General features: G+C 33.1%; 17 protein-coding genes and 3 pseudogenes. 15 read left to right on the top strand and 5 right to left on the bottom strand.

What is annotated here, in order from left to right:
* Window positions 1–147: 147 nt before the first annotated feature.
* The 4 genes and pseudogenes from VK90_RS25400 to VK90_RS25385 all read left to right on the top strand — a co-directional run bounded on the left by VK90_RS25400 (window position 148) and on the right by VK90_RS25385 (window position 4,893).
* Entirely contained in the window at window positions 148–1,818 is a 1,671-nt protein-coding gene (locus VK90_RS25400; protein ID WP_048376208.1) for an FAD-dependent oxidoreductase, read from the top strand.
* 573 nt (window positions 1,819–2,391) lie between these two features.
* Window positions 2,392–3,043, top strand: a pseudogene (locus VK90_RS25395) (hypothetical protein).
* A gap of 31 nt (window positions 3,044–3,074) precedes the next feature.
* Window positions 3,075–3,338 (top strand): annotated as a pseudogene (locus VK90_RS25390) (DUF4176 domain-containing protein).
* 610 nt (window positions 3,339–3,948) lie between these two features.
* The gene (locus tag VK90_RS25385) at window positions 3,949–4,893 is read left to right on the top strand and encodes a glycerophosphodiester phosphodiesterase (RefSeq protein ID WP_048376206.1); all 945 of its coding nucleotides are present in this window, start codon (window positions 3,949–3,951) and stop codon (window positions 4,891–4,893) included.
* An 86-nt stretch (window positions 4,894–4,979) separates the two neighbouring features.
* Here the strand turns inward: VK90_RS25385 and VK90_RS25380 are convergent, their stop codons facing one another.
* Window positions 4,980–5,831, bottom strand: coding sequence for a LysR family transcriptional regulator (locus tag VK90_RS25380; RefSeq protein ID WP_048376204.1), 852 nt, complete (start codon window positions 5,829–5,831; stop codon window positions 4,980–4,982).
* A 110-nt stretch (window positions 5,832–5,941) separates the two neighbouring features.
* Here VK90_RS25380 and VK90_RS25375 point away from each other — a divergent pair, with 110 nt between their 5' ends.
* Window positions 5,942–7,147: an MFS transporter gene (locus VK90_RS25375; RefSeq protein WP_048376202.1), complete on the top strand. Its 1,206-nt coding sequence runs from the start codon at window positions 5,942–5,944 to the stop codon at window positions 7,145–7,147.
* 69 nt (window positions 7,148–7,216) lie between these two features.
* Here the strand turns inward: VK90_RS25375 and VK90_RS25370 are convergent, their stop codons facing one another.
* The gene (locus tag VK90_RS25370; RefSeq protein WP_048376200.1) at window positions 7,217–7,447 is read right to left on the bottom strand and encodes a hypothetical protein; all 231 of its coding nucleotides are present in this window, start codon (window positions 7,445–7,447) and stop codon (window positions 7,217–7,219) included.
* A 270-nt stretch (window positions 7,448–7,717) separates the two neighbouring features.
* Here VK90_RS25370 and VK90_RS25365 point away from each other — a divergent pair, with 270 nt between their 5' ends.
* From VK90_RS25365 to VK90_RS31505, 6 genes and pseudogenes are all read left to right on the top strand, one after another.
* Entirely contained in the window at window positions 7,718–8,845 is a 1,128-nt protein-coding gene (locus tag VK90_RS25365; protein ID WP_048376198.1) for a serine hydrolase domain-containing protein, read from the top strand.
* A gap of 240 nt (window positions 8,846–9,085) precedes the next feature.
* Window positions 9,086–10,228: an agmatine deiminase family protein gene (locus VK90_RS25360; protein ID WP_048376196.1), complete on the top strand. Its 1,143-nt coding sequence runs from the start codon at window positions 9,086–9,088 to the stop codon at window positions 10,226–10,228.
* 346 nt (window positions 10,229–10,574) lie between these two features.
* Window positions 10,575–11,552 carry an agmatine deiminase family protein gene (locus VK90_RS25355; RefSeq protein ID WP_048376193.1) on the top strand — a complete coding sequence of 326 codons (978 nt, stop codon included), beginning with the start codon at window positions 10,575–10,577 and terminating at the stop codon, window positions 11,550–11,552.
* An 83-nt stretch (window positions 11,553–11,635) separates the two neighbouring features.
* A complete protein-coding gene (locus VK90_RS25350; RefSeq protein WP_048376190.1) occupies window positions 11,636–12,454 on the top strand; it encodes a MerR family transcriptional regulator in 819 nt (272 codons plus the stop codon).
* A gap of 74 nt (window positions 12,455–12,528) precedes the next feature.
* Window positions 12,529–12,735, top strand: a pseudogene (locus VK90_RS31510) (agmatine deiminase family protein); the annotation flags it as partial.
* Window positions 12,735–12,887: an agmatine deiminase family protein gene (locus VK90_RS31505; RefSeq protein WP_427287001.1), complete on the top strand. Its 153-nt coding sequence runs from the start codon at window positions 12,735–12,737 to the stop codon at window positions 12,885–12,887. The pseudogene VK90_RS31510 and the gene VK90_RS31505, both read left to right, overlap by 1 nt.
* A gap of 51 nt (window positions 12,888–12,938) precedes the next feature.
* Here the strand turns inward: VK90_RS31505 and pepF are convergent, their stop codons facing one another.
* Window positions 12,939–14,726 (bottom strand): oligoendopeptidase F, encoded by a 1,788-nt coding sequence (gene pepF / locus VK90_RS25340; protein ID WP_048376187.1) that lies wholly within the window; start codon window positions 14,724–14,726, stop codon window positions 12,939–12,941.
* A gap of 118 nt (window positions 14,727–14,844) precedes the next feature.
* A complete protein-coding gene (locus tag VK90_RS25335; protein ID WP_048376185.1) occupies window positions 14,845–15,636 on the bottom strand; it encodes an arylamine N-acetyltransferase family protein in 792 nt (263 codons plus the stop codon).
* Between the two features lie 563 nt (window positions 15,637–16,199).
* Between VK90_RS25335 and VK90_RS25330 the strand changes: the two genes are divergently transcribed.
* The 3 genes from VK90_RS25330 to VK90_RS25320 all read left to right on the top strand — a co-directional run bounded on the left by VK90_RS25330 (window position 16,200) and on the right by VK90_RS25320 (window position 19,503).
* A complete protein-coding gene (locus tag VK90_RS25330) occupies window positions 16,200–18,101 on the top strand; it encodes an endonuclease MutS2 (RefSeq protein ID WP_048376182.1) in 1,902 nt (633 codons plus the stop codon).
* Window positions 18,102–18,107: 6 nt separating this feature from the next.
* The gene (locus tag VK90_RS25325; RefSeq protein ID WP_048376180.1) at window positions 18,108–18,632 is read left to right on the top strand and encodes a GNAT family N-acetyltransferase; all 525 of its coding nucleotides are present in this window, start codon (window positions 18,108–18,110) and stop codon (window positions 18,630–18,632) included.
* 160 nt (window positions 18,633–18,792) lie between these two features.
* Entirely contained in the window at window positions 18,793–19,503 is a 711-nt protein-coding gene (locus tag VK90_RS25320; RefSeq protein WP_048376178.1) for a histidine phosphatase family protein, read from the top strand.
* A 67-nt stretch (window positions 19,504–19,570) separates the two neighbouring features.
* Here VK90_RS25320 and VK90_RS25315 read toward each other — a convergent pair whose 3' ends face one another.
* A complete protein-coding gene (locus VK90_RS25315) occupies window positions 19,571–20,536 on the bottom strand; it encodes a quinone oxidoreductase family protein (protein WP_048376176.1) in 966 nt (321 codons plus the stop codon).
* 123 nt (window positions 20,537–20,659) lie between these two features.
* Between VK90_RS25315 and VK90_RS25310 the strand changes: the two genes are divergently transcribed.
* Window positions 20,660–21,553, top strand: a complete 894-nt coding sequence (locus VK90_RS25310) for a LysR family transcriptional regulator (RefSeq protein ID WP_048376174.1) — start codon at window positions 20,660–20,662, stop codon at window positions 21,551–21,553.
* Window positions 21,554–21,562 lie beyond the last annotated feature (9 nt).

The raw sequence follows: 21,562 nt of genomic DNA, 5'->3' as shown, positions 1-21,562 counted from the left end.
TTGTATATGTATTAAAGGATAAAAGTAATTTGGGGCGTAATCTATCTATATGATAATTCAAAATGAAATATAAGTCTATATTTTTGTTGTTTTTTTGATTATATTTATGTCACTGAGCTCAGAAGAATATATGTGGAGGGAAAATATATGAAATCGAAACATGTACCAGTTTTAATTGTTGGAGGGGGATTATCAGGATTATCGTCTGCATTATTTCTTGCAAAACATAACATTGATTATGTGCTTATTGAAAGGCATCCTTCTACTGCGATTCATCCGAAAGCGGGTGGAATCACATTTCGCACAATGGAATTATTTCGAGAATTAGGTCTAGAAAAAAGCATTAGATTAGCTGGTAAAGCATTAGAGAATTGTCACGGGAGAATCGCGGTTCAAACGATAGCTGAAGTAAATAATGAAGAGTTGGAACATATAAGGGCAATTCAGTTTGAAAATAATGAAAAGTTAGTTCGTAAAGTGGAAGAGATTAGCCCATCAAAACAAACTGCTTGTTATCAAGTTACTTTAGAAGAGATGATGTTACAGTACGCGAAAAAATTAGGCGGAGAACTATCTTTTTATCATGAACTAGTTTCTTTTGAACAAAATGAAAACGGAGTAATAGCAACTATTCGAGATCGAAAAACAGAAAAAGAGAGTGTCATACATTGTGATTATGTAATCGCAGCAGATGGAGCGAAAAGTAAAATACGTGAGCAGTTAGGGATTGCAACTGAAGGTCGCGGTACAATCGGTGGCTATTATATGAATATTTACTTTGAGGCTGATTTAAGTGAATTTATACAAGGAGACGCCTTTGGTTTTTCAATGGTACTTCATCCGGAGGTGATTGGTGCGCTCATTCCAGTTGATAACGTAAAAAAATGGATTTATCATGTAGCTTACGACCCATTAAAAGGAGAACGACCAGAGGATTTCACTATAGAACGTTGTAAACAAATTATCCGAACAGCAATTGGGAGCACGAATATTGAGTCAGAAATATTAAGTGTTTTACCGTGGGAAGCGACTGAAAGTATAGCTACAAAATTTCAAGATAATCGCATTTTTTTAGTTGGCGATTCTGCACATAGTATGCCGCCAACAGGAGGATTTGGTTCAAATACAGGAATGCAAGATGCGCATAATTTAGTTTGGAAATTAGCATCTGTTATAAAAGGGCAAGCAAAACCAAATTTGTTAGAAACATATCATGAAGAGCGATATCCTGTTGCAAAATTAACGACAGATCATGCGAGTAGTTTATTATTTCGTGCTGCGAATAGAGAGGAAGGCAGTTTGAATAATATGGATAGTTTAGCTGTTACTGCTGGGTATCAGTATTGTTCAAAGGCGATTATAGATGACTCAGCCACTCCACATAGAATGGATATAGTAGAGTTGAACGGAAGACCTGGCACGCGAGCACCACATTTTTTGGGAACATATGAAGGAAAGAAAGTTTCTATACTAGACTTATTCGGTAACAACTTTGTGTTACTTACTGGAGCAGAAAATAGTCTTTGGACTCAAGCGGTTCAGGACGTTTCACCTAAATTAGGAGTAAATATAAAAATGTATCGAGTTGGTTTAAATGGGGACTTTATTGCTCAAGAAAATATTTTTAGCAAATTATATGGGATAGAGAATGGAGGAGCGGTATTAATTAGACCAGATGGCTTTATAGGATGGTGTTCGGAAAAAGCGGTAGTAAATCCAAATGTAGTGCTTGGAGAGGTAATGGGTAATTTATTATGTGATTTTTTAAATAATTACGGAAGTATTGTTTTATATAAGACAATACTTCTATTTTTTTAGCTTACAAAGTAAAAATATTGTAAGTTGAAACAGGGTTACAATTTCATGATGTCAAATTTAAAGGCGAAGTGCTTATTGAGGAAAGGACGATATAGGATTATTTTTATGCACTAGACACGTCTATTTCCATTCCGAATCGAATGCAACTTACCGCGGAATGGATTCGTAAGAAGTGAGATGAGTTTGAAAAGAAAGAAGCGAAAAAGACTGGATAGAGATAGAAATTCGGTACCTTAAATAAAGAAAATTATAATCGCTTGTATGAAAAATTAGAGAAGAGACATTATTATTATAAAAATATATTTAAATTCATTTCCATCCTTTTTTATTGTTATTAGAATTTTTTTAGTTTTTAGTTTTAAGTGTTGGCTATTACTAGATTGAATCATTTTTTTATTGTATTATATTTCCTAGGGAGTGGGACTATTGGACTATTGAACCTCTTATTTTATCAAATAAAGAAGTATATGTATTAACTGGTATGTTTGACCGTGAAACTATGATTGGAATCATGATGGCAAACAGGAATCGGAGCAACTTTAGATAAATTTTTTTAGTTTTTGGGAGATTAATATGGAAAAATACCATGGAAAAAGCACAGAACAAATTATTCGGAAATTGATGCCTGACAGTGTAAGATCGAGTGTCGTTATGGTGTGGGTAGTTATTAATTTTATGATTTTAACCCCATTTTTATTTCCTCCAACCTTTACCATATACTTATATATAATTTTACCTTTTATTTTGACTGCTAATATATGGGGGGTATGGGTATTTTTTTTGTAAACCAAATGAGCCAAGGTTGGTACACATTTTATATAATGGATTTATGGGAATAACTTTTTCTTTTGGAAGCTTTATAGTGATTCAAAAGCTTGCATATACTTTTATTAAAATTGAAACACCTCTGTTTTTTATTGTTACTTTTGTGCTTTACATTTTTACAATTTATAAATTGATTTCTATTGGAATGAAAAGTTTTTTAAAGCGATTAAACAATGAAGAAAATGGAAATATCAAAATTTCTCCAATTGTTTATTTTTCAGGATTGGGATATATTATTGGACAGATATGTATAGGTTCATTATCACAAAATGCTTTAGCGACGGTCTTAATTTTAGTCTTTTCTTTATTGGCTGTTGTGTCTAGTATATATGGTGTATACATATGTATATATATTGATTTAAAGAAGCATAAAACCAAGCTAGGTTCCTTAAATTCTTAGCAAAAAACAATTAATAAGGAGGGGCCATACAATGAATTCACAACTTCTCCCTATAGGCTCTATTGTAATTTGAAAAGAAGGTACAAAGAAACTCATGATTTTTGGACGTAAACAACAAGTAGAAACGGATGAGGTAAGAAAATTCGATTATATGGGATGTCCTTATCCAGAAGGCTATCTGAATCCAGATTTCACGTATTTATTTAATCATGATGATATTCAAGAAGTTGTTTCAACAGGTTATGAAGATCAAGAAGAACGTACTTTTCAAGAAAATGTATTGTCTAAAATATAATGCATGTTTTCAAAGTTAAGTATAGTTTCAAATATACTTTAAAATAAGTTCCAGGTAAGGATATACGAAACTAAGAATTTGTAATTAAGTAAAATGTAGATATACGTAAATATCAAGTGAAAGTTACTATAAAGAATTTGAACAGAATGTATCCTGCATTAATGAGCAGTAAAAACTTCCACTAATAATCAGTAGGAGATGGATAATCCATCCGGATTAAAGCTTCACTTTATTGAAAAAATAATATTCACAAATTTTAATAGGTTTGGTATGATTAAATTCAACAAGTTGATAGAGGCCGGAGATATTTGAGAAAAGCCATAAATTTATTTAGGGATACAGGAGTGTCCTCTAAATGATTTATGGCTTTTTTTATTGAATGGGTCATACACAATAGGGAGTACTATCGTGATATGTTACATGTGAAGGGGAGGGAATATAGGGATTAAATAGTATAAATGGAGTTTTCTATTTTATAAACAATAATAGAGTGAATATATGTAAGATTGGAATTTTAATATAGGCTTATAAAAATAATGAAAGTATGTCTTCTATTTCGTGTAAATCGCATTAGCTTGTTGAAATTTGCAACGTAGGAAGGGTTAGAAGGATGAGAAAGATTATTAGCGTATTAGTTATTTTCTTTACGATGGGAAGTATCTTTGCTGGGGGAGCTGTTCATGCGAAATCAGAAGGAAAGCATGAAGGGGATACGAATAAGTTTTTAAATATTGCACATCGCGGAGCAAGTGGACATGCACCTGAGCATACTTTTGCTTCGTATGATCTTGTGAAAAAAATGAAAGCGGATTATTTGGAATTAGATATTCAATTAACAAAAGATGGTCAATTGATTGCAATGCATGATACATCAGTTGATCGAACTACAAATGGAACAGGCGAAGTACGAGATAAAACGTTAAGTGAAATAAAAAATTTAGATGCGGGTTCATGGTTTAATAAAGCTTACCCAGAAAAGGCTAAGCAAGAGTATATTGGTCAAAAAGTTCCGACTCTTGAAGAAATCTTTCAAAAGTACGGAAGAAGCATGAAGTATTATATTGAAACAAAATCACCAGATGTGTATCCAGGAATGGAAGAAAAATTATTAGCTTTGTTAAAAAAATATAATTTAATAGGTCAAAACATGTCTTCTAGCCGTGTTATGATTCAATCATTTAGCAAAGATAGTTTAACAAAGATTCATAGTATGAATGAAAATATTCCATTAGTTCAATTGCTATGGTATTATCCAAATGATAACAATGAGATTGTTGAATGGTCTGGTATTACACATGAACCGAAAAGTGTAACGAATGATGATTTTCAAGAAATTAAAAAGTATGCAGTTGGTATTGGACCAAACTTACGTAATGATAACGGAGAATTAATTATTGATGAGTCATATATGAAAATGGCTAGGGAAAATGGATTACTAATTCACCCTTATACAATTAATGAGAAAGAAGATATGAGATTGTTAATTAAATGGGGTGCTACAGGGATGTTTACAAATTACCCGGATCGATTACATAGTGTTTTAAAAGAAAAATAAGTGGGATATGATAAAAGGTATACCAGTGTTTTGGGTATACCTTTTTCTATGTTTCGGTTCTTCGTTTCATTCCACGTATTTTCTTTTCACGCATTGTGAATCAGCTCCATAAACTTTTGTAATGCAGCTGAGTGAAATATATCTTTTCTAGTAATAAAGGTAGTAGGAACTTTTTTGAAGTTATTTGGTAAAGGGTTGAATGATACGTCATGTGCATGAACATTTAAAATAGATTTCGTCATAATTGCTACGCCCATACCGGATTTTACACAAGCGAGTATTGCCTCAATTGTTCCAAATTCTAATACTCGTTTAGGTGAAATACCTTCCTCTTGAAGCCAGTTTTCTAATAAACTTCTATAATAGCAACCGTGACTAAAAGCGAGTAAATTCATGTCTCCTACTTCTTTAAGGGAGGATAAAGGATGTTTACTAATGAGAATTAATTCTTCTTCACAAAATACATTTGTATGAAGTTCAGCATGCTGAGTAGTTCCAGCGATAAACGCTCCGTCTAGCTTTCGGTCTAATACGAGTTGAATTAATTCTTCCGTCGTATTTGTTTCTAAAATAAATTCGACTTTTGGGTAATTCTCATAGTAGTTCGTTAATATAGATGGAAGCCTTACAGCAGTTGTAGATTCTGTACATCCAATTTTTAAAATGCCTTTTGGCTCGGTTCCGTTACTTTGGATAGCTTTTACAGATTGGTCCATTAAGTGGATAATTTGTTTTGCGTAGGATAATAAAATTTCACCGTTTGAAGTTAAAGTAACACCTTTCCCATTTCGATAAAATAAAGGCACACCTAATTCGTTTTCTAGTTGTTTTATACGCATTGTTACGCCAGATTGAACATAGTTTAAATTTTTAGCTGCGTGAGATATATTTCTTTCTTTTGCAACTTCGTAAAAAACAGTTAAATCCTTTATGTCCACGTATCATTCCTCCGAACAAGGTATCAATTTTTTTGATGGATTATATGATTAATCTTTATTTTATATGATATCAGAAATTTCATACAATGGAAGGGGATGGAGGGATTTTCATGTTAATGGAAGAGCGTGTGAATAGTACTTATAAGTGGATTATGTTAATTTTTGCGACTATTACTCAAGCAACAGCAACACTTATAACGTATGGTGTCGGAGCTTTCGCTTTATTTTGGAAAGAAGAATATTCGCTTACGAATATGCAGAGTGGATTGTTAGTAAGTGTTGTAAATATTGGACCGCTATTTTGTATGCTTTTTGTCGGGCGGTTACTTGATCGATATAATGAAAAATTATTAATTACTATAAGTTCTTTTTTACTAGGAGGTTCGCTTTTACTCACTAATATAGTAAATGAATTTACTGGATTACTCTTTGTACTTTTATTAGTAGGAGCGTTTTATAGTGTTTCGCAGCCAGGAGGAAGTAAAGTGATTATAAAATGGTTCTCAAAAGAAAATCGTGGGTTAGCGATGGGGATCAGGCAAGCTGGTATACCGATTGGTGGTATGTTAGCGGGAGTATTGATTCCGTTTCTTACAATAAAATATAATGTGGCTTATGCGATAAATATTATTGCATGTATTTGTATAATTGGAGGATTTTTATTTTTCATATTTTATAAGGAACCATATGTTCAGGAGAAAGTAAGAGAAGAATGTATTAAACTCTCTTTTTGGATGCAGTTAAAAGCAGTGATGTGTAAAAAAGAGTTGTATCCAATTTATATAACTGGTATTTGTATGATTTCATTACAAATGGTGTTAGTTGGACATTTTATAAAATTTTTAGTAATGGAACAATCAATTACACCTATTTTAGCTGGAAAAGTATTTTCGATTGTGTTCTTTTCCGGAATGATTGGCCGGGTTGTATTAGCGACTGTTAGTGATTTCCTTTATAAGGGGAAGCGAAGCACACCTTTATTTATAGTTGTCTGCATTTCTATCGGTTTCATTCTAATATTCGTTATAAGCATACATACAATAACGGGTGGGGTATTGTATGGTGTAAGTGCATTATTAGGTTTTTTTTCAATTGGATGGTTCAGTCTTTTTATGGTTGAAGTTGCTGAATCGGCAAGTGAAGAATCTGTAGGGATGACAGTGAGCTTTGCACTTACACTAAATCAAATTGCTATAATTGTTGCACCTGTTTTATTTGGTTATATTGTAGATGAGAAAGGGTATACGTATGCGTGGTTGTGTATAGTTGTATTACTAAGTATATCGGCCGTTAGCTTATATAGTAAAAATAAATAATAAAGGAATGTTAGCAATGTAAATTTCTTTAGATTTGCTGTATAATCGGAATATAAATGAGATTAGATTTCAATTATGTTCATTTCCTCTTTTGAAATTGCCGGTAATTTTAGCCATAATAAGTTGTTTTTCGTTTTCATTATTTGCCCGATTTATTTTGTTCAAAAATTTTTCAGCGTGATTTCCTTTTAAAGTCATAATTTGTTTTCCGCAATATTCAATTAAAACCATGTTATTTTTAGTTACTCGATAATGAAACATCATATCGCTTAAACGATTGCGTTTATCAGTATTTTTCAAATCTGCACCTCCATTTTTGCTAATGTGTAACGAATGTTACATAAGAAATTGAAATTCAAGTTAGATGTATCCGATTGTAAGGTGGAAATTTTGCAAAAAAGAAATACAATAGAGAGTAGTCAAAATTTGAATGTGAGAAAAAGGAATCTAGTTTAATATGATGAATATTAGATAGATGGTATAATTATAAAATGTTTAGAGATTAATAGATATAGAATAAGAATAGAATGGAAAAGTATAACGTGAAACTGGATAAAAGAGGGTCCCTATATGTGTAAGAAATGGCTAATTGCTTTCTTTATTTTTGCTATTTTTTGTGGGAGTGTCGCTGCACTCATACATGCAAATAAAGATAAGAAATATAATTTGAAGGCATTTTCAAATTTTGAGAATAAGACTGAAAATGATAAACCGAAAGTCGATGCAAATCAGCAAAAACGTTATGAGATTGCAGCAACAAAACTAGATCAATATTTAAAAGATAAAGGATTTAATGGAACGGTCCTTGTAGCTGATAAAAATAATGTAGTTTTACGAAAAGGATACGGGTATGCGAATGTAAAAGATCAAATTTTAACAACGCCAAGAACAAAATATCGCATCGGTTCCATTACAAAAACGGTAGTTGCAATATCTATATTGCAGCTAAGAGAAAAAGGGAAATTAAATATAGAAGATAATGTGAATAAATATATTCCGTCCTTTCCAGCAGATAAAAATATTACATTGAGAAATTTGCTAACGCATACTTCAGGATTACCTGAGCAGGGACAAGGTAGAGTTGAGGCAGCATCACGTTTAAAGTTAGTAACATGGATTGGATCTCAAAAGCTTGAATTTCCTGCAGGTACAGGATGGCGATATACAGATTATAATTATATGGTACTTGCGTATATTGTAGAAAAGATATCGAATAAACCGCTCGCTGAATATGTGAATGAAAATATTTTTACTCCTGTTGGGATGCATGAATCTGGGATGGGTGCAACGTTGCCTGGGGATATGTTTTTAGCAGAAGGTTATACGAAAAAAAATAATGAGTTAGTAACAACGCCTCGTTTAAAAATGAGTTGGTTATATGGTTGTGGTGAAATGTATACAACGGTTGATGATATGAAAAGGTTAGATGAGGCAATTGTAGATGGTAAATTACTTTCTAAACAAAGCTTATCAGATATGTTTACTGTATCACCAGCTAGAAAATATGGATTTAGTTTTTACATTTACCCAGATTATAATCATAATCACGGGGTGCTAGCTGGCTGGAACACTTTTAATAATTTTAATGGGGATAAACGAACTTTTGTAATTCTTTTCTCAAACGTGCAAAATGGAATGAACGATGCATTTAATCAAGAATTTAGAAAGATGGCAAAAGATTTGTTAGCAGCAAACTAAGTGTTTAATATGTAATAGGAATGAAAAAAGGTAGTAGCTATATAATGAAAAATCGGTATGGACAATTGTCCATACCGATTTTTTATTTAGGTCGTTATTAAGAAGTTACATCATATAAAGGCTAGATGTGTGGAATATTATGTCGGATGTAAAAAAATGTTGTTTTATATTGAAAAAAAGCTTGAGCTTCACACTATGTGAAGCTTTACATTGTTGTAGAGAAAATTAGGAGGTTTAGAAATGAAAAAAATAGTAACGCTTTGTTTGGTAGCGGCTCTATCCGCATCAATTATTGGTGGGTGTGCTCAGGAAAAAGATAATGAGAATACTGAGAAGGTAGAGGCGCAAGAAAAAGTAGGGAAATATACAATGCCAGACGAAAAAAGCAAGCATGAAGGCACATGGCTGCAATGGCCACATGATTACACATATGGACAGGAGTATAAAAAAGAAGTAGAACCTATTTGGATTGAAATGGTAAGTGCATTAACTGAAGGTGAAAAAGTTCACATTGTTGCATATGATCAAGAAGAAAAAGAAAGAATCAATCAACTTTTAACAGATGAAGGGCTGAATATGGAGAAAATTGATTTTTTTATCGCTCCTACTGATGATGTATGGGCAAGGGATAGTGGACCGATGTTTGTTTATGATAATAATAAAAATCTAAAAATATTAGATCCGGGATTTAATGGTTGGGGGAAGAAAACGCCTTATAAAAATGATGCCCGTATTCGTGAAAACCTTAGTAAACAATTAGGGGTGGAAAGAATTGATTGGCATAAATTTGTACTTGAAGGCGGGGCAATTGAATTAGACGGTAACAGTACGGCTTTATTAACTAGAAGCGCTGTAACGAATAAAAACAGAAACTCGAAATTATCAGAAGCGGAAATTGAGAAATATATTAGTGAACTTGGAGTAACGAATTTTATTTGGTTAGACGGGGTACCAAACATAGATATTACTGATTTTCATATTGATGGATTTGCAAAATTTCACGATAAATCTACCATTATAACGCTGGCTGAAGACGATTTGGTGGAATGGGGATTGTCAAATAAAGATATTGATACACTGATGCGTGCAAAAAATGCTGCAGGTGGGAAATATAAATATGTATACCTGCCGCTAAGTAAAAATAAGGTTACGTTAGAAAGTGGGAAAACTCTCGATTATAAGGGGTCATATGTGAATTATTATATTGGGAATAAAGTTGTGTTGGTGCCTAATTATAATGATCCAAATGACAAAATAGCAAATGAAACCATTCAAAAACTATATCCTGATCGTAAAATAGTAGGTATTGATGTGAGAGAACTTTATAAAAATGGCGGTATGATACATTGTATTACACAACAACAACCCGTTAGTTTGAAGTAGTAAATTGAAGTTTAATCATAGGCAAAATAGATAACGTGGTATCTATTTTGCCTTGTTTTATTTTCTGTAACAAAGTTTCTATGAATTTATAATTACATCTTTGTTTTTTAGTTTTTATTAAATAAAAATTTATTATAAAAAAGTCTGTCAAGAGTCAATTTATCGCTCAACCACGGCTTTATATTTTTTATATAAATATATAATATTACCCCGTGCTATAATCCATTCATGAAATGTGCACGTTTCAAAAAAACAAGTAAGCATAGGAGATTTGAATAGAGGGATAGCAGTTTTTATCGTGATAAAGACGTTTTTCTAATTAATCATAAAAAGTGAGGGGAACAATATGGAACACATACAGGGCGGGATTATTTTTACTGCGATACCAGATAAATCGAATGAATATTATCGACCATTTTATGAAGATCTTATTTATTTTAATGAGAACTTAAATGAAAATAAAGCATATACAGATCAACTTATATCTTTATCTATTGAAGAACAAGAATTTCATACAAGCCATTTTGAGTATGACGATATTTGGCTGAGAGATGTTGCACCAGTTGTAACAAATCACCTTGTTAAATTTAAATATCAACCAAATTACTTACCAAAAAATCAAGGACAATATTTAAATCAACAATTTAATAAGTGGTTAGGAGAAAATGACTTTAAATATGTGACATCCCCATTGATATTAGACGGCGGAAATCTTATTTGGAATAAAAAAGATACTGTTATACTAACGGAACGCATATTTGATGATAATTATGATTGGACGGAAGAAGAGATTATAGAGCAATTGGAATGGGATTTAGATGTCAGTCGTGTTATTATCATTCCTGCTGAACCGGGAGATGTACTTGCTCATGCGGATGGTATGGTGAAATTTATTGATAATCATACAATGTTTATTAGTGATTTTCTAGGTGATCATGAATTTAGGCATAGCGTTCAAGAAATCATTCAAGAACAAATGCCAGAAGCTGAATTTATAGTTGTTCCTTCCTCATATACAGAGAAAGGGCAATATGATCAAGAGATAGCATCAGCAAAAGGTTTATATATAAATATGTTAGAGACAAATGATACTATCTACGTTCCTAAGTTTGGATTAGCTAGGGATAAAGAAGTATTTCAATATATTCAAAAACATACTGATAAACATGTGATTCAAGTTCATGTAGGAGAGATATCAACAATGGGAGGAGCCATTAATTGTTTAACATGGTATTGTCCTAATCATTTGTTACCTTCAAAAATAAAAAGATTGAAGAATCAAAATGAGGAATTTTCAATTAGGAAATTTTTTGATTGGTTTTAATACATGTTTACAGGTGTACTGGCTTAAAAGGGTAGAAGGTGTTTATAGGCTTATAAAAGATAAAGCATTAAAGGAGCATGTATATGTATACAATCACTGAATTTTCTCGGATTTGTAAAATGAGTACGCGGATGTTAAGACATTATGACCAAGAGGAGATATTAAAACCGGCATATGTTAATCCGGTAAATGGATATAGATATTATGAGCAGGAGCAATTAGAAGTAGCGTTAAGAATTAAAAAATTAAGAGAGTATAAGTTTCCTCTCTCGAAAATTAAAATAATTCTTCAGTCATCAGATCAAGATTCATTTATTACACATATGCGATCGCAAATTATAGAGTTGTCTCATGAAGTGAAACAACACTTACAGGTTATTTCTGAAATGAATGAAATGATAAATATGAATAGAGATTTACATGCAATTCAGCATAAAACATACGATATATTCATTGGAATGAGAGGAGAAATAACTGTAATTACTCAAAGGTTACAAATCGATATAAATGATATGGACGACTATTTTCATTCTTTATATGAAAAAGTACAAATGAATTGTTTTACAGTAATCGGTTCACCTTCTGCTGTATTCTACGATGAAGAGTATATTCCAAATCGCAGTGATATTGAATTAAGAATTCCGATTATGTATGAGAACAATGAAGAATCTTCCCGAGAATGTGAGATGAAAAAGCTAGTAGAGCATCAAACTGTTACTACGATGCATTATGGAAGTTATGATTATATAGGCTACGGTTATATGGCATTAGAAGAGTGGATTGAAAAGAATGGTTATATAACTGATGCGCCGCCATATGAAGTGTATGTAAAAGGGCCTGAATGTGAATGTTCAGTAGAGGAGTATGTGACGCAAATTTGCATTCCAGTTACTAAAATGTAATACGAATAATAGTTGACCTTAACACTATGTCAAAGTATAGACTGGACGTACATTCATAGAAGGGGTGAACATGTATGAGAAATATAGAAAATAGTTTGTTTTATATGCCTGCGGAATGGGAAAAACATGAGGGGACATGGATCCAATGGCCTCATGATAGAACTCATAGAGGTGAAGGTTACAGAGCTAAGTTAGATGATATTTGGGTAACGATGGCAAAGGAGCTTCATTATGGAGAAAATGTGCATAGTGTTGTATATAATTTGGAAACGAAGTTGTATTGGTCCCTATATACGGTGATGAACATGACAGGTTAGGACTTCGAATTATTGAAGGGCAATTTCCAGGTAGAAGAATTGTTGGTATTAATGTAAATGAATTGTATGCGTATGGTGGCATGATTCACTGTGTAACGCAACAGCACTTGGAATAAAATGAGTGGTTTAAATGAAAAAGAATGCAGAGTATATCTGCATTCTTTTTTCTATAATGTTGAAAATTCCTCGACTAGTGCATTGAAGCGAATTAATGCACTTTCAATTGGCTCTGGCGTTGTTAAATCTACACCAGTTTTCTTTAGAAGGTTTAGTGGATAATCAGAACTACCACCTTTAAGGAATTCGATATAGTTTTTCTGAACATCTGGGTCACCACTTAAAAGTTTATCAGCAATTTGGATTGCAGAAGCGAATCCAGTTGCGTATTTGTACACGTAAAATGGTCGATAGAAATGTGGTATTCTAGCCCAGCCGTATTTTACTTCTTCGTCAAATACGAGGGAGTCGCCATTATATTCTCTAAATAAGTTTTCATAAATTTCGCTAAAGACTTGTGCGTTTAATGGTTTACCTTGCTGAGCCATTTCATGTGTGATTTTTTCAAACTCTGCGAACATAATTTGTGTAAAGAAGGTACCTTTAAATTTCTCGATGAAATGATTTACTAAATGATTACGTACATCCGTATTTTTTGCTTCTTTTAATAAATGATGAATTAATAGCACTTCATTTACTGTAGAAGCGACTTCTGCGACAAAAATGGAATAGTGTGCGGAAATTCTTGGTTGATAACCGTGTGAGTAGTGCGTATGCATGCCATGACCACATTCATGAGTAAGGGTGAAAAGGCTATTTAAATCATCGTGATGATTTAAAAGAATGAAAGGGTGAACACCGTATACACCAAAGTTATAAGCACCAGAACGTTTTCCTGGTGTTTCTCTCACATCTATATATCGTTTATCTTTAAAGCTTTTTAATGTTTCAATATATTCTTCACCTAAAGGAGCTAGTGACGCGATCATTATGTCAAACGCTTCGTCATATGAAATGTCTTGTTTTACACCTTTTACTAAATCGACGCTTAAGTCGTATTGTCTTAGTTCATCTACGTTTAATTTTTCTTTGCGCAAATGATTATAAGTATGTAGTGATTGAATATTTTTTTTTGTTGTATCGATCAAGTTTTCATAAACTTCTTTCGGAACCATATCGCCAAATAATGATTTTTCTAAAGCGGATGGATATTTTCTTAGCTTTGAAACAGTAACATTATTTTTAATAGCTGCGGATAAAGTAGAAGCAATGGAGTTCTTTAACTGAACATATGGTTTGTAATACGCTTTATAAGCTTCTTTACGTTTCTCACGATTCTCATCTTCTATTAGCTTTGAATACATTCCACGCGTTAAATTTACTTTCTCTCCATTATCAGTCGTCACTTCACCAAATATTATATCTGCATTATTTAACATACCAAATGTATGCTGCGGAGAGGAAAGTGCTTCACCCATTTGTGATAAAATTTCTTCTTGGTCCTTATTTAAAACGTGTTTTTTATAACGGTATAATTCGAATAAATCTTCTTTATAATATTGTAAGCCTTCTGTTTCTTCTATGTAAGAATGTAATGTGTTTTCATCTACACTAAGTAAGAATGGAGAAAAGAAAGATTTAGCCGCACTTACTTTTACGTGTAACTGTGATACTTTATCGACAAGAGCCTGGGAGGCAGTATCACGTGTATCAAGGTCAGATTGTAGTCTTGCATAAGCAAACATTATTGATAAAATGCTAGATATTTCTTCACTTTTTGTTAAGTAAGCAAGTAGGCTACTGCCATCATGAATATTTCCATTAAACTCGTTCAATTCATTTGTTAATACTTCAATTTTGTTATAATCACTTTCCCAATCTTCAATTGTATGGTAAATATCCGTTAAATCCCATTTTTCTGTATCAGCTATTTGTAATCGATCTTTAAGTTCTGTCATAATCATTTCCTTTCTAGATATGTAGTTATATTCCTATATAACTATGAAATACAACAAATTGCAAAAAATCCCTGCTGAAAAATGAAAAGCCTTGCCGGAAATGACAAGGCTTTAAAGGTTATAAGGAAATACCGAACGTTGAATGTAAAAGATTTGTATATTGATCTTCTGTAAGTGATTCTTTAAGTTTCTTACCTTGTTTTGTTATAGTGAGGCTATCTTTCGTTAATGAAGCATGCCCATCATGAGTTAGCTTTACTATTAAAGGGACTTTATTGAAAGGTGATTTCTCGTGCTCTACAATAATTTTTTGCGCTGCATTTACCTTTGTTTCATTCACTTCTTCTAAGTAAAATGCATAGCCTACGGTCCAATTATCAGTAGAAGATTGATCTAAAAACGTATTGTTTTTACGCATTTCTAAAATATGATCTCCTTTTTCAGTCGTTTCTTTACGAATACGATAATCGCCGGTTACAGAATGAACAACTTTACCTGAGAATGGAACAGGGGCAAGAGGTAAATATGATCCGAAACCTACTTCAATTAAGTAAAGTTCATTTTGATGTTGTAAAACAGTTGCGATATGTCCTGAATCAACAGCCCATATCGAATTTGCAGCGTTATAAACTGTTCCTGAAACGAGATGAACATCGAATCCAGAGTCTTTAAGGAAGTAATACATAGTCGGATTCAATTCATAACAAAGGCCACCACGGTTGTTTAATAAAATTTTCTGGTGAAGGCTGTCTTTTGAGATTTCAGTAAAAGTGTTTTGAAGAATATTTAAGTTTTCAAAAGGGACGGCTTGTGCCATCGCGTACATAATATCATTTACATCATCGAATGACACAGATTCTTTCTCTTGTATATATAATCTAGTGAAAAATTGTTTTTGAAAGTCTGTCATATAAATCCCTCCGTAATATGTTCTACAAACTAATTGTATGTAATTTTGTACGAGAAAACATCTGCAATAAGTCGGGGGACTAGTCTGTAAATGTGCGTACGACTAAAGTATGGCACCTTTACTTCTCGCAAAACATATAGTATGATGATTTCAATAAATTAGATTTCAATGACTATAATATAAATTAATGAGAGGTGCTTTGTGTGAGTGCGGTAGGTACTAAATAGGAAAAATTTAATGAAATAAATCGGATAAGACCAGGGGATTTTTATGTACATCATACCCCTAATTTTGTCATGGATTTATTTCGATACCTATGAAGATACCTACAATACTTTATAAAGCGTGTGATAAAGGGGTTGCCATATACTTTTAAAATGGCTTATTTCCTTATACGTTATTACACTTGCCTTGTAAATGTAAAAGCTGCGGTATCCCCGCAGCTTTTTTGTATATAATTTTAATGTATAAAAATGGAAACTGAATAATGTAGAGCTCATTGGAATCTAATGAGTAGGTATCTTCATTTATGATAAGAATCAATCATAGTGAGGAGAAACAAAATGAATACGATGACTTTTGAAAAGTTACAATATAACGAATTAAAGGAAATAGTGAAATCATATTGTGTAAGTGGATTAGGTAAGGAATTATTAAATAAATTAGTGCCGAGTACGAATTTGAAAGTAGTGAGAAATCGTTTAAATGAAACGACAGAAGCACGAGCTATATTAGATGCAGAAGGGCATGTGCCTTTCTTCGGAATTTCTAATATCGCTAGTACAATTCAAAAATTAGAAAAAGGGATGATTTTAGATCCAGAAGAATTAGTGAGTGTTTCAGACTTTTTACGTGGATGTAGAAAGATTAAAAAATTTATGTTAGATAAAGAATTTTTTGCGCCAGTATTAGCTTCTTATGCAAATTCAATGACTGAATTTAAAAGTATTGAAGAGGAAATTAACTTTTCAATAAAAGGAAATAGCATTGATGCAGCTGCTAGTAAAGAGTTAAAAAGAATTCGAAATAATATCGATTCTGTAGATGGAAAAATAAAAGAACGTTTAACGAAGTTTTTAAGTAATAGTGCAAATAAGAAATATATTCAGGAGTTCTTTATTAGTAAAAAGGATGATAGATATACGATTCCAATTAAATCTTCATATAAAAATCAGGTTGCGGGAAGTATTGTTGAAGCATCTGCAAAAGGTTCTACTGTATTTATAGAACCACATACGGTTACAAAGTTAAATGTAGAATTGGCTAGTTTAAAAGCAGAAGAAGCGATGGAAGAGTATCAAATTTTAGCGACATTATCAGGAATGATACTAGAAAACATTTATCAAATAAAAATTAATATGGAACTTATTAGCCAATATGATATGGTATTTGCGAAAGCGAAGTTTAGTAAATCTATCGATGGAATAGAACCGAAGTTAAACGATCATGGCCACATTCATTTAGTGAATTGTAAGCATCCACTTTTAACAGGGAAAGTTGTACCGTTAAATTTCGAAATCGGTCAAGAATATCGCAGTTTAATTATTACTGGGCCGAATGCAGGCGGGAAAACAATTGTGCTAAAAACAATCGGATTGTTAACATTAGCGACAATGTCAGGCCTTCATATTGCCGGAGATAAAGAAACGGAACTCGCTATTTTCGAAAACGTGTTTGTAGACATTGGTGATAATCAAAGTATCGAAAATGCACTGAGTACATTTTCATCTCATATGAAAAATCTTTCTGAGATCATGAGGTTATCAAATAATAATACGCTACTATTATTTGATGAAATAGGAAGCGGTACGGAACCGAATGAAGGTGCGGCGCTTGCGATATCTATTTTAGAAGAATTTTATCTTGCAGGATGTATTACAATTGCGAGTACGCATTACGGTGAAATTAAACGATTTTCAGAAATGCATAGTGATTTTATGAACGCAGCAATGCAGTTTAATAGTGAGACGTTAGAGCCGCTTTATAAATTAGTTATCGGTAAATCTGGTGAAAGTAATGCACTTTGGATTGCAAATAAAATGAACGTAAAAGAGCATGTATTGCAAAGAGCGAAAAAGTATATGGGAAATAAAGAGTATCGTTTAGAGCGAGTGAATGAAAGTGAAATTAGAAAACCGAAATTCGTGCAAGAAAAAAGAGAAGAGCACTATGAATACAAAAAAGGGGACCGTGTGAAATTATTAGATCATAACGACTTCGGAATCGTCTATAAGGAAAAAGATAATTTCTATAATGTCGTTGTATATTATAACGGTGAATTTATGGAAGTGAATGTGAAACGTATTACTTTAGAGGTAGCAGCGAAGGAATTATACCCAGAAGGATACGATTTAAATACGTTATTTGTCGATTATAAAGAAAGAAAAATGCAGCATGATCTAGAGCGTGGATCGAAAAAAGCTCTTCGTAAAATTGAAAAAGAAATTAGAAAGAATAGAGGATAATATAGAATGGTAACGATTAGACAAGAACAACAAAACGATTATAGCAAAACAGAAGAAGTTGTAAAACAAGCATTTTTAAATGAAGAATTTAGCGATAAAACAGAACATGAACTTGTTAGTCGTATTAGAAAATGTGATGCGTTTATTCCTGAATTATCAATCGTTGCGGTAGATAAGGAAATAGTTGGTCACATTATGTTATCAAAAATTACGATAGAACAGGATGGAACTTCTGTAGAATCATTAGCACTTGCACCAGTTTCAGTTGCTCCAAGCCATCAGAAGAAAGGAATTGGTGGAAAGCTTATCGCAGCTGCTTTAGAAAAAGCGAAAGAACTTGGGTATGGATCAGTTGTTGTGTTAGGACATCAAGAGTACTATCCGAAATTCGGTTTTAAGAAAGCAAGTGATTGGAATATAAAAGCACCATTTGAAGTGCCGGATGAAGTGTTTATGGTGATGGAGCTAAGAGAGAACACTCTTCAAGGTGTAGAAGGAATTGTACAATATTCGAGTGCTTTTGCTGAGTAGGAGTATTGGTTAAGAAATGTAATCATAAAAGATGCTATCTTTTTGTAGGGATATACAGAAAGATAGCTTTTTTTATTAAGCAGATCTACTGACGTATATTTTGCTCAATGAATAATTGAGGTGGTAAAATTGATATAGAAACGTAAAGGGAGAGAATAGAATGAATAAGCGAGAAACAAATAGCAATGAGAATGTAGTTACGTTATATGTTACAAGACATGGTAAAACAATATTAAATACGAATCATCGCGCGCAAGGTTGGGCAGACTCTCCATTAGTAGAAAAAGGTGTTGAAGTTGCCTCTAATTTAGGAACGGGATTAAAAGATATTCATTTTACGAATGCGTATAGTAGTGATAGCGGTCGAGCGATTGAAACTGCTAATTTAGTATTAAAATATAGTGAGCAATCAAAGTTGAAACTTGAGAAAAGAAAAAATTTACGAGAATTGAATTTCGGTATTTTTGAAGGTGAAAAACTTGACAATATGTGGGAAACGATTGGGAAAGTTGCGGGCGTTACATCACCAGAAGAACTCATGAAGCTTTCTATTCAAGAAGTGATTAATCTTATTAGAGCAGCAGACCCTACAAAAGAGGCGGAAGATTGGGAATTATTTTCTACTCGCATAAAAAAAGAGATTGATAAAATTAGTGAAGAAGCTGCTGGAAATGGTGGCGGTAACGTTTTAGTTGTCGTTCATGGGCTTTTGATTACTACATTAATTGAAATGCTAGACAGTAGCAAAACAAAACTTGGAGTAGAAAATGCTAGTGTGACGAAGATTTTATATCAAGATGGAATATACACCGTCGAATCGGTTGGAGATATGAGTTATGTTGAAAAAGGAAAAGAAAGCGTGGAAATATAATAATATCTCAATTAGAAATAAGAAAAGGAGGCTAGAAAAATCTAGCTTCCTTTTTAAATTGGAACGATTAAGGGATTAATAAAATCTTCCCAGTGCTTTTTCTGCTTTCTAATAATTCATGAGCACGGGCACCGTCTTGTAAAGAGAACGTAGTAGGACTCGCAATGTTTAGTTTCCCGTTCGTAATCCATTCGAATAATTGAGAGGAACGTTCTTTGCGCTCTTCGTAAGATGTAAGTACATTCCAAAGGTCTCCGCCAGTTAAAGTTTTTGAAGTATCCATAAGCATACGTGGATCAACTAGCGCAGGATTACCTCCAGCCATTCCGTAAAATACGACAGTACCACCAGTTTTAGTAGCCTTAAAGCTGTCTTCTAATGTAGAACCTACTGATTCATACACAACATTTACGCCGGCACCATTAGTTACTTCAAGTACATTCGTATGCCATGCCTCTGTATATAAAAATACGTGATCGGCACCAGCTAACGTTGCTATCTTTGCTTTTTCTTTTGATGACGTTAGACCGATCACTTTTCCGCCTTGTAGTTTAATCATTTGAACGAGAAGTTGACCAACACCACCAGCTGCAGCGTGTACTAAAGCTGTATCACCTTGTTTTATTTGATAGCTATCTTTCGTTAAATAATGTGCAGTTAATCCTTGTAATAGTACAGAAGCGGCTGTTTCAAAAGAAATAGAATCTGGAAGTGGAATTGCTTTTTCTGAAGGAACGGCAACTAATTCTGCATTTGCAAATGGGACATCAGCAAATGCAATGCGGTCTCCAGGATTGATTGTAGTAACGCCGGATCCTACTTTTTCAACAATACCAGCCCCTTCATAACCTAATATATAAGGCGGGTTGCCAGCGAGATGATAATCGCCACGGCGTCTATAAATATCAGCGAAATTTAAGCCAATTGCTTTCGTACGAACAAGGATTTCATTTGGATTTATGATTGGATCAGGTATTTCTTTATATTGTAGTACATTAGCGTCTCCGAATGTTTCGAAACAAAGTGCTTTCATATGGAATACCTCCATTTATATTGTTTGTATATATTTTTTATCATACAATACAAATATCAATAGACAAAGAGGATTATTTCGATGGAATCAATCGGGAATTTCGATTGAAAAGAGGGATGATAAATGGAGATAAAACAATTAATTACATTTAAAGTAGCTGCAGAAAGCTTGAATTTTACCCAAACTGCGAAGAAATTAAACTTTGCCCAATCGAGCGTAACAGCACAAATTAAAACGTTAGAGGCTGAGCTCGGTACGCCATTGTTTGAGAGATTAGGAAAACGTCTTTTCTTAACTGAAGCGGGGAGGAAGTTTCAATTATATGCGGATAAGATGATTGCGCTCAGTAACGAAGCGAAAATGGCTGTGAAAGATGATGAGGAAATAGCAGGTACGTTAATAATTGGTGCGCAAGAAAGTCAATGTACATACAGGCTTCCTTCCATATTAAAAAGGTTTAAAGCACAATTCCCTCAAATAAAGCTTATATTTAAACCTGCTCATTCCAATAAAGATGCGAAGGAACAACTGATGGAGGGGAAAGTAGATCTTGTATTTATTTTGGACGAATGTAAAACAGAAGATGTTTTACATGTGGAGCCACTTATGAAAGAAGAATTAAAAGTAGTAGCTGCTCTGGGGCATCGTTTACTTGAACAACCTTCCGTTTCTACAAAAGATTTGGAGAGTGAAACACTTTTATTAACAGAACTAGGTTGCTCGTATCGAACTTTATTTGAAGATCTATTTCGTGCTGAAGATGTATACCCAGCAAATAAGATTGAGTTTGTTAGTGTCGAGGCAATTAAACAATGTGTCATTGCAGATTTAGGTATAGCCGTTTTACCGGCAATAGTAGTAGAAAAGGATATACGAGAGGGGACGATAAAGGAGTTAGTTTTAAAGGATTCAATCTCTCCAATCTATACACAAATCGCTTGGCATAAAGATAAATGGATGACAGCTCCTTTACAACAATTTATTGATGTAACGAGGGAGTTTTTTACAACGAATTAAGTGGAGAAA

Origin of the sequence: Bacillus sp. LK2 (genome assembly GCF_001043575.1) — a bacterium.
Taxonomy (GTDB): domain Bacteria; phylum Bacillota; class Bacilli; order Bacillales; family Bacillaceae_G; genus Bacillus_A; species Bacillus_A paramycoides.
Note: the sequence above shows the minus strand (reverse complement) of the source record. Positions and strands in the feature narration are given on the sequence as shown.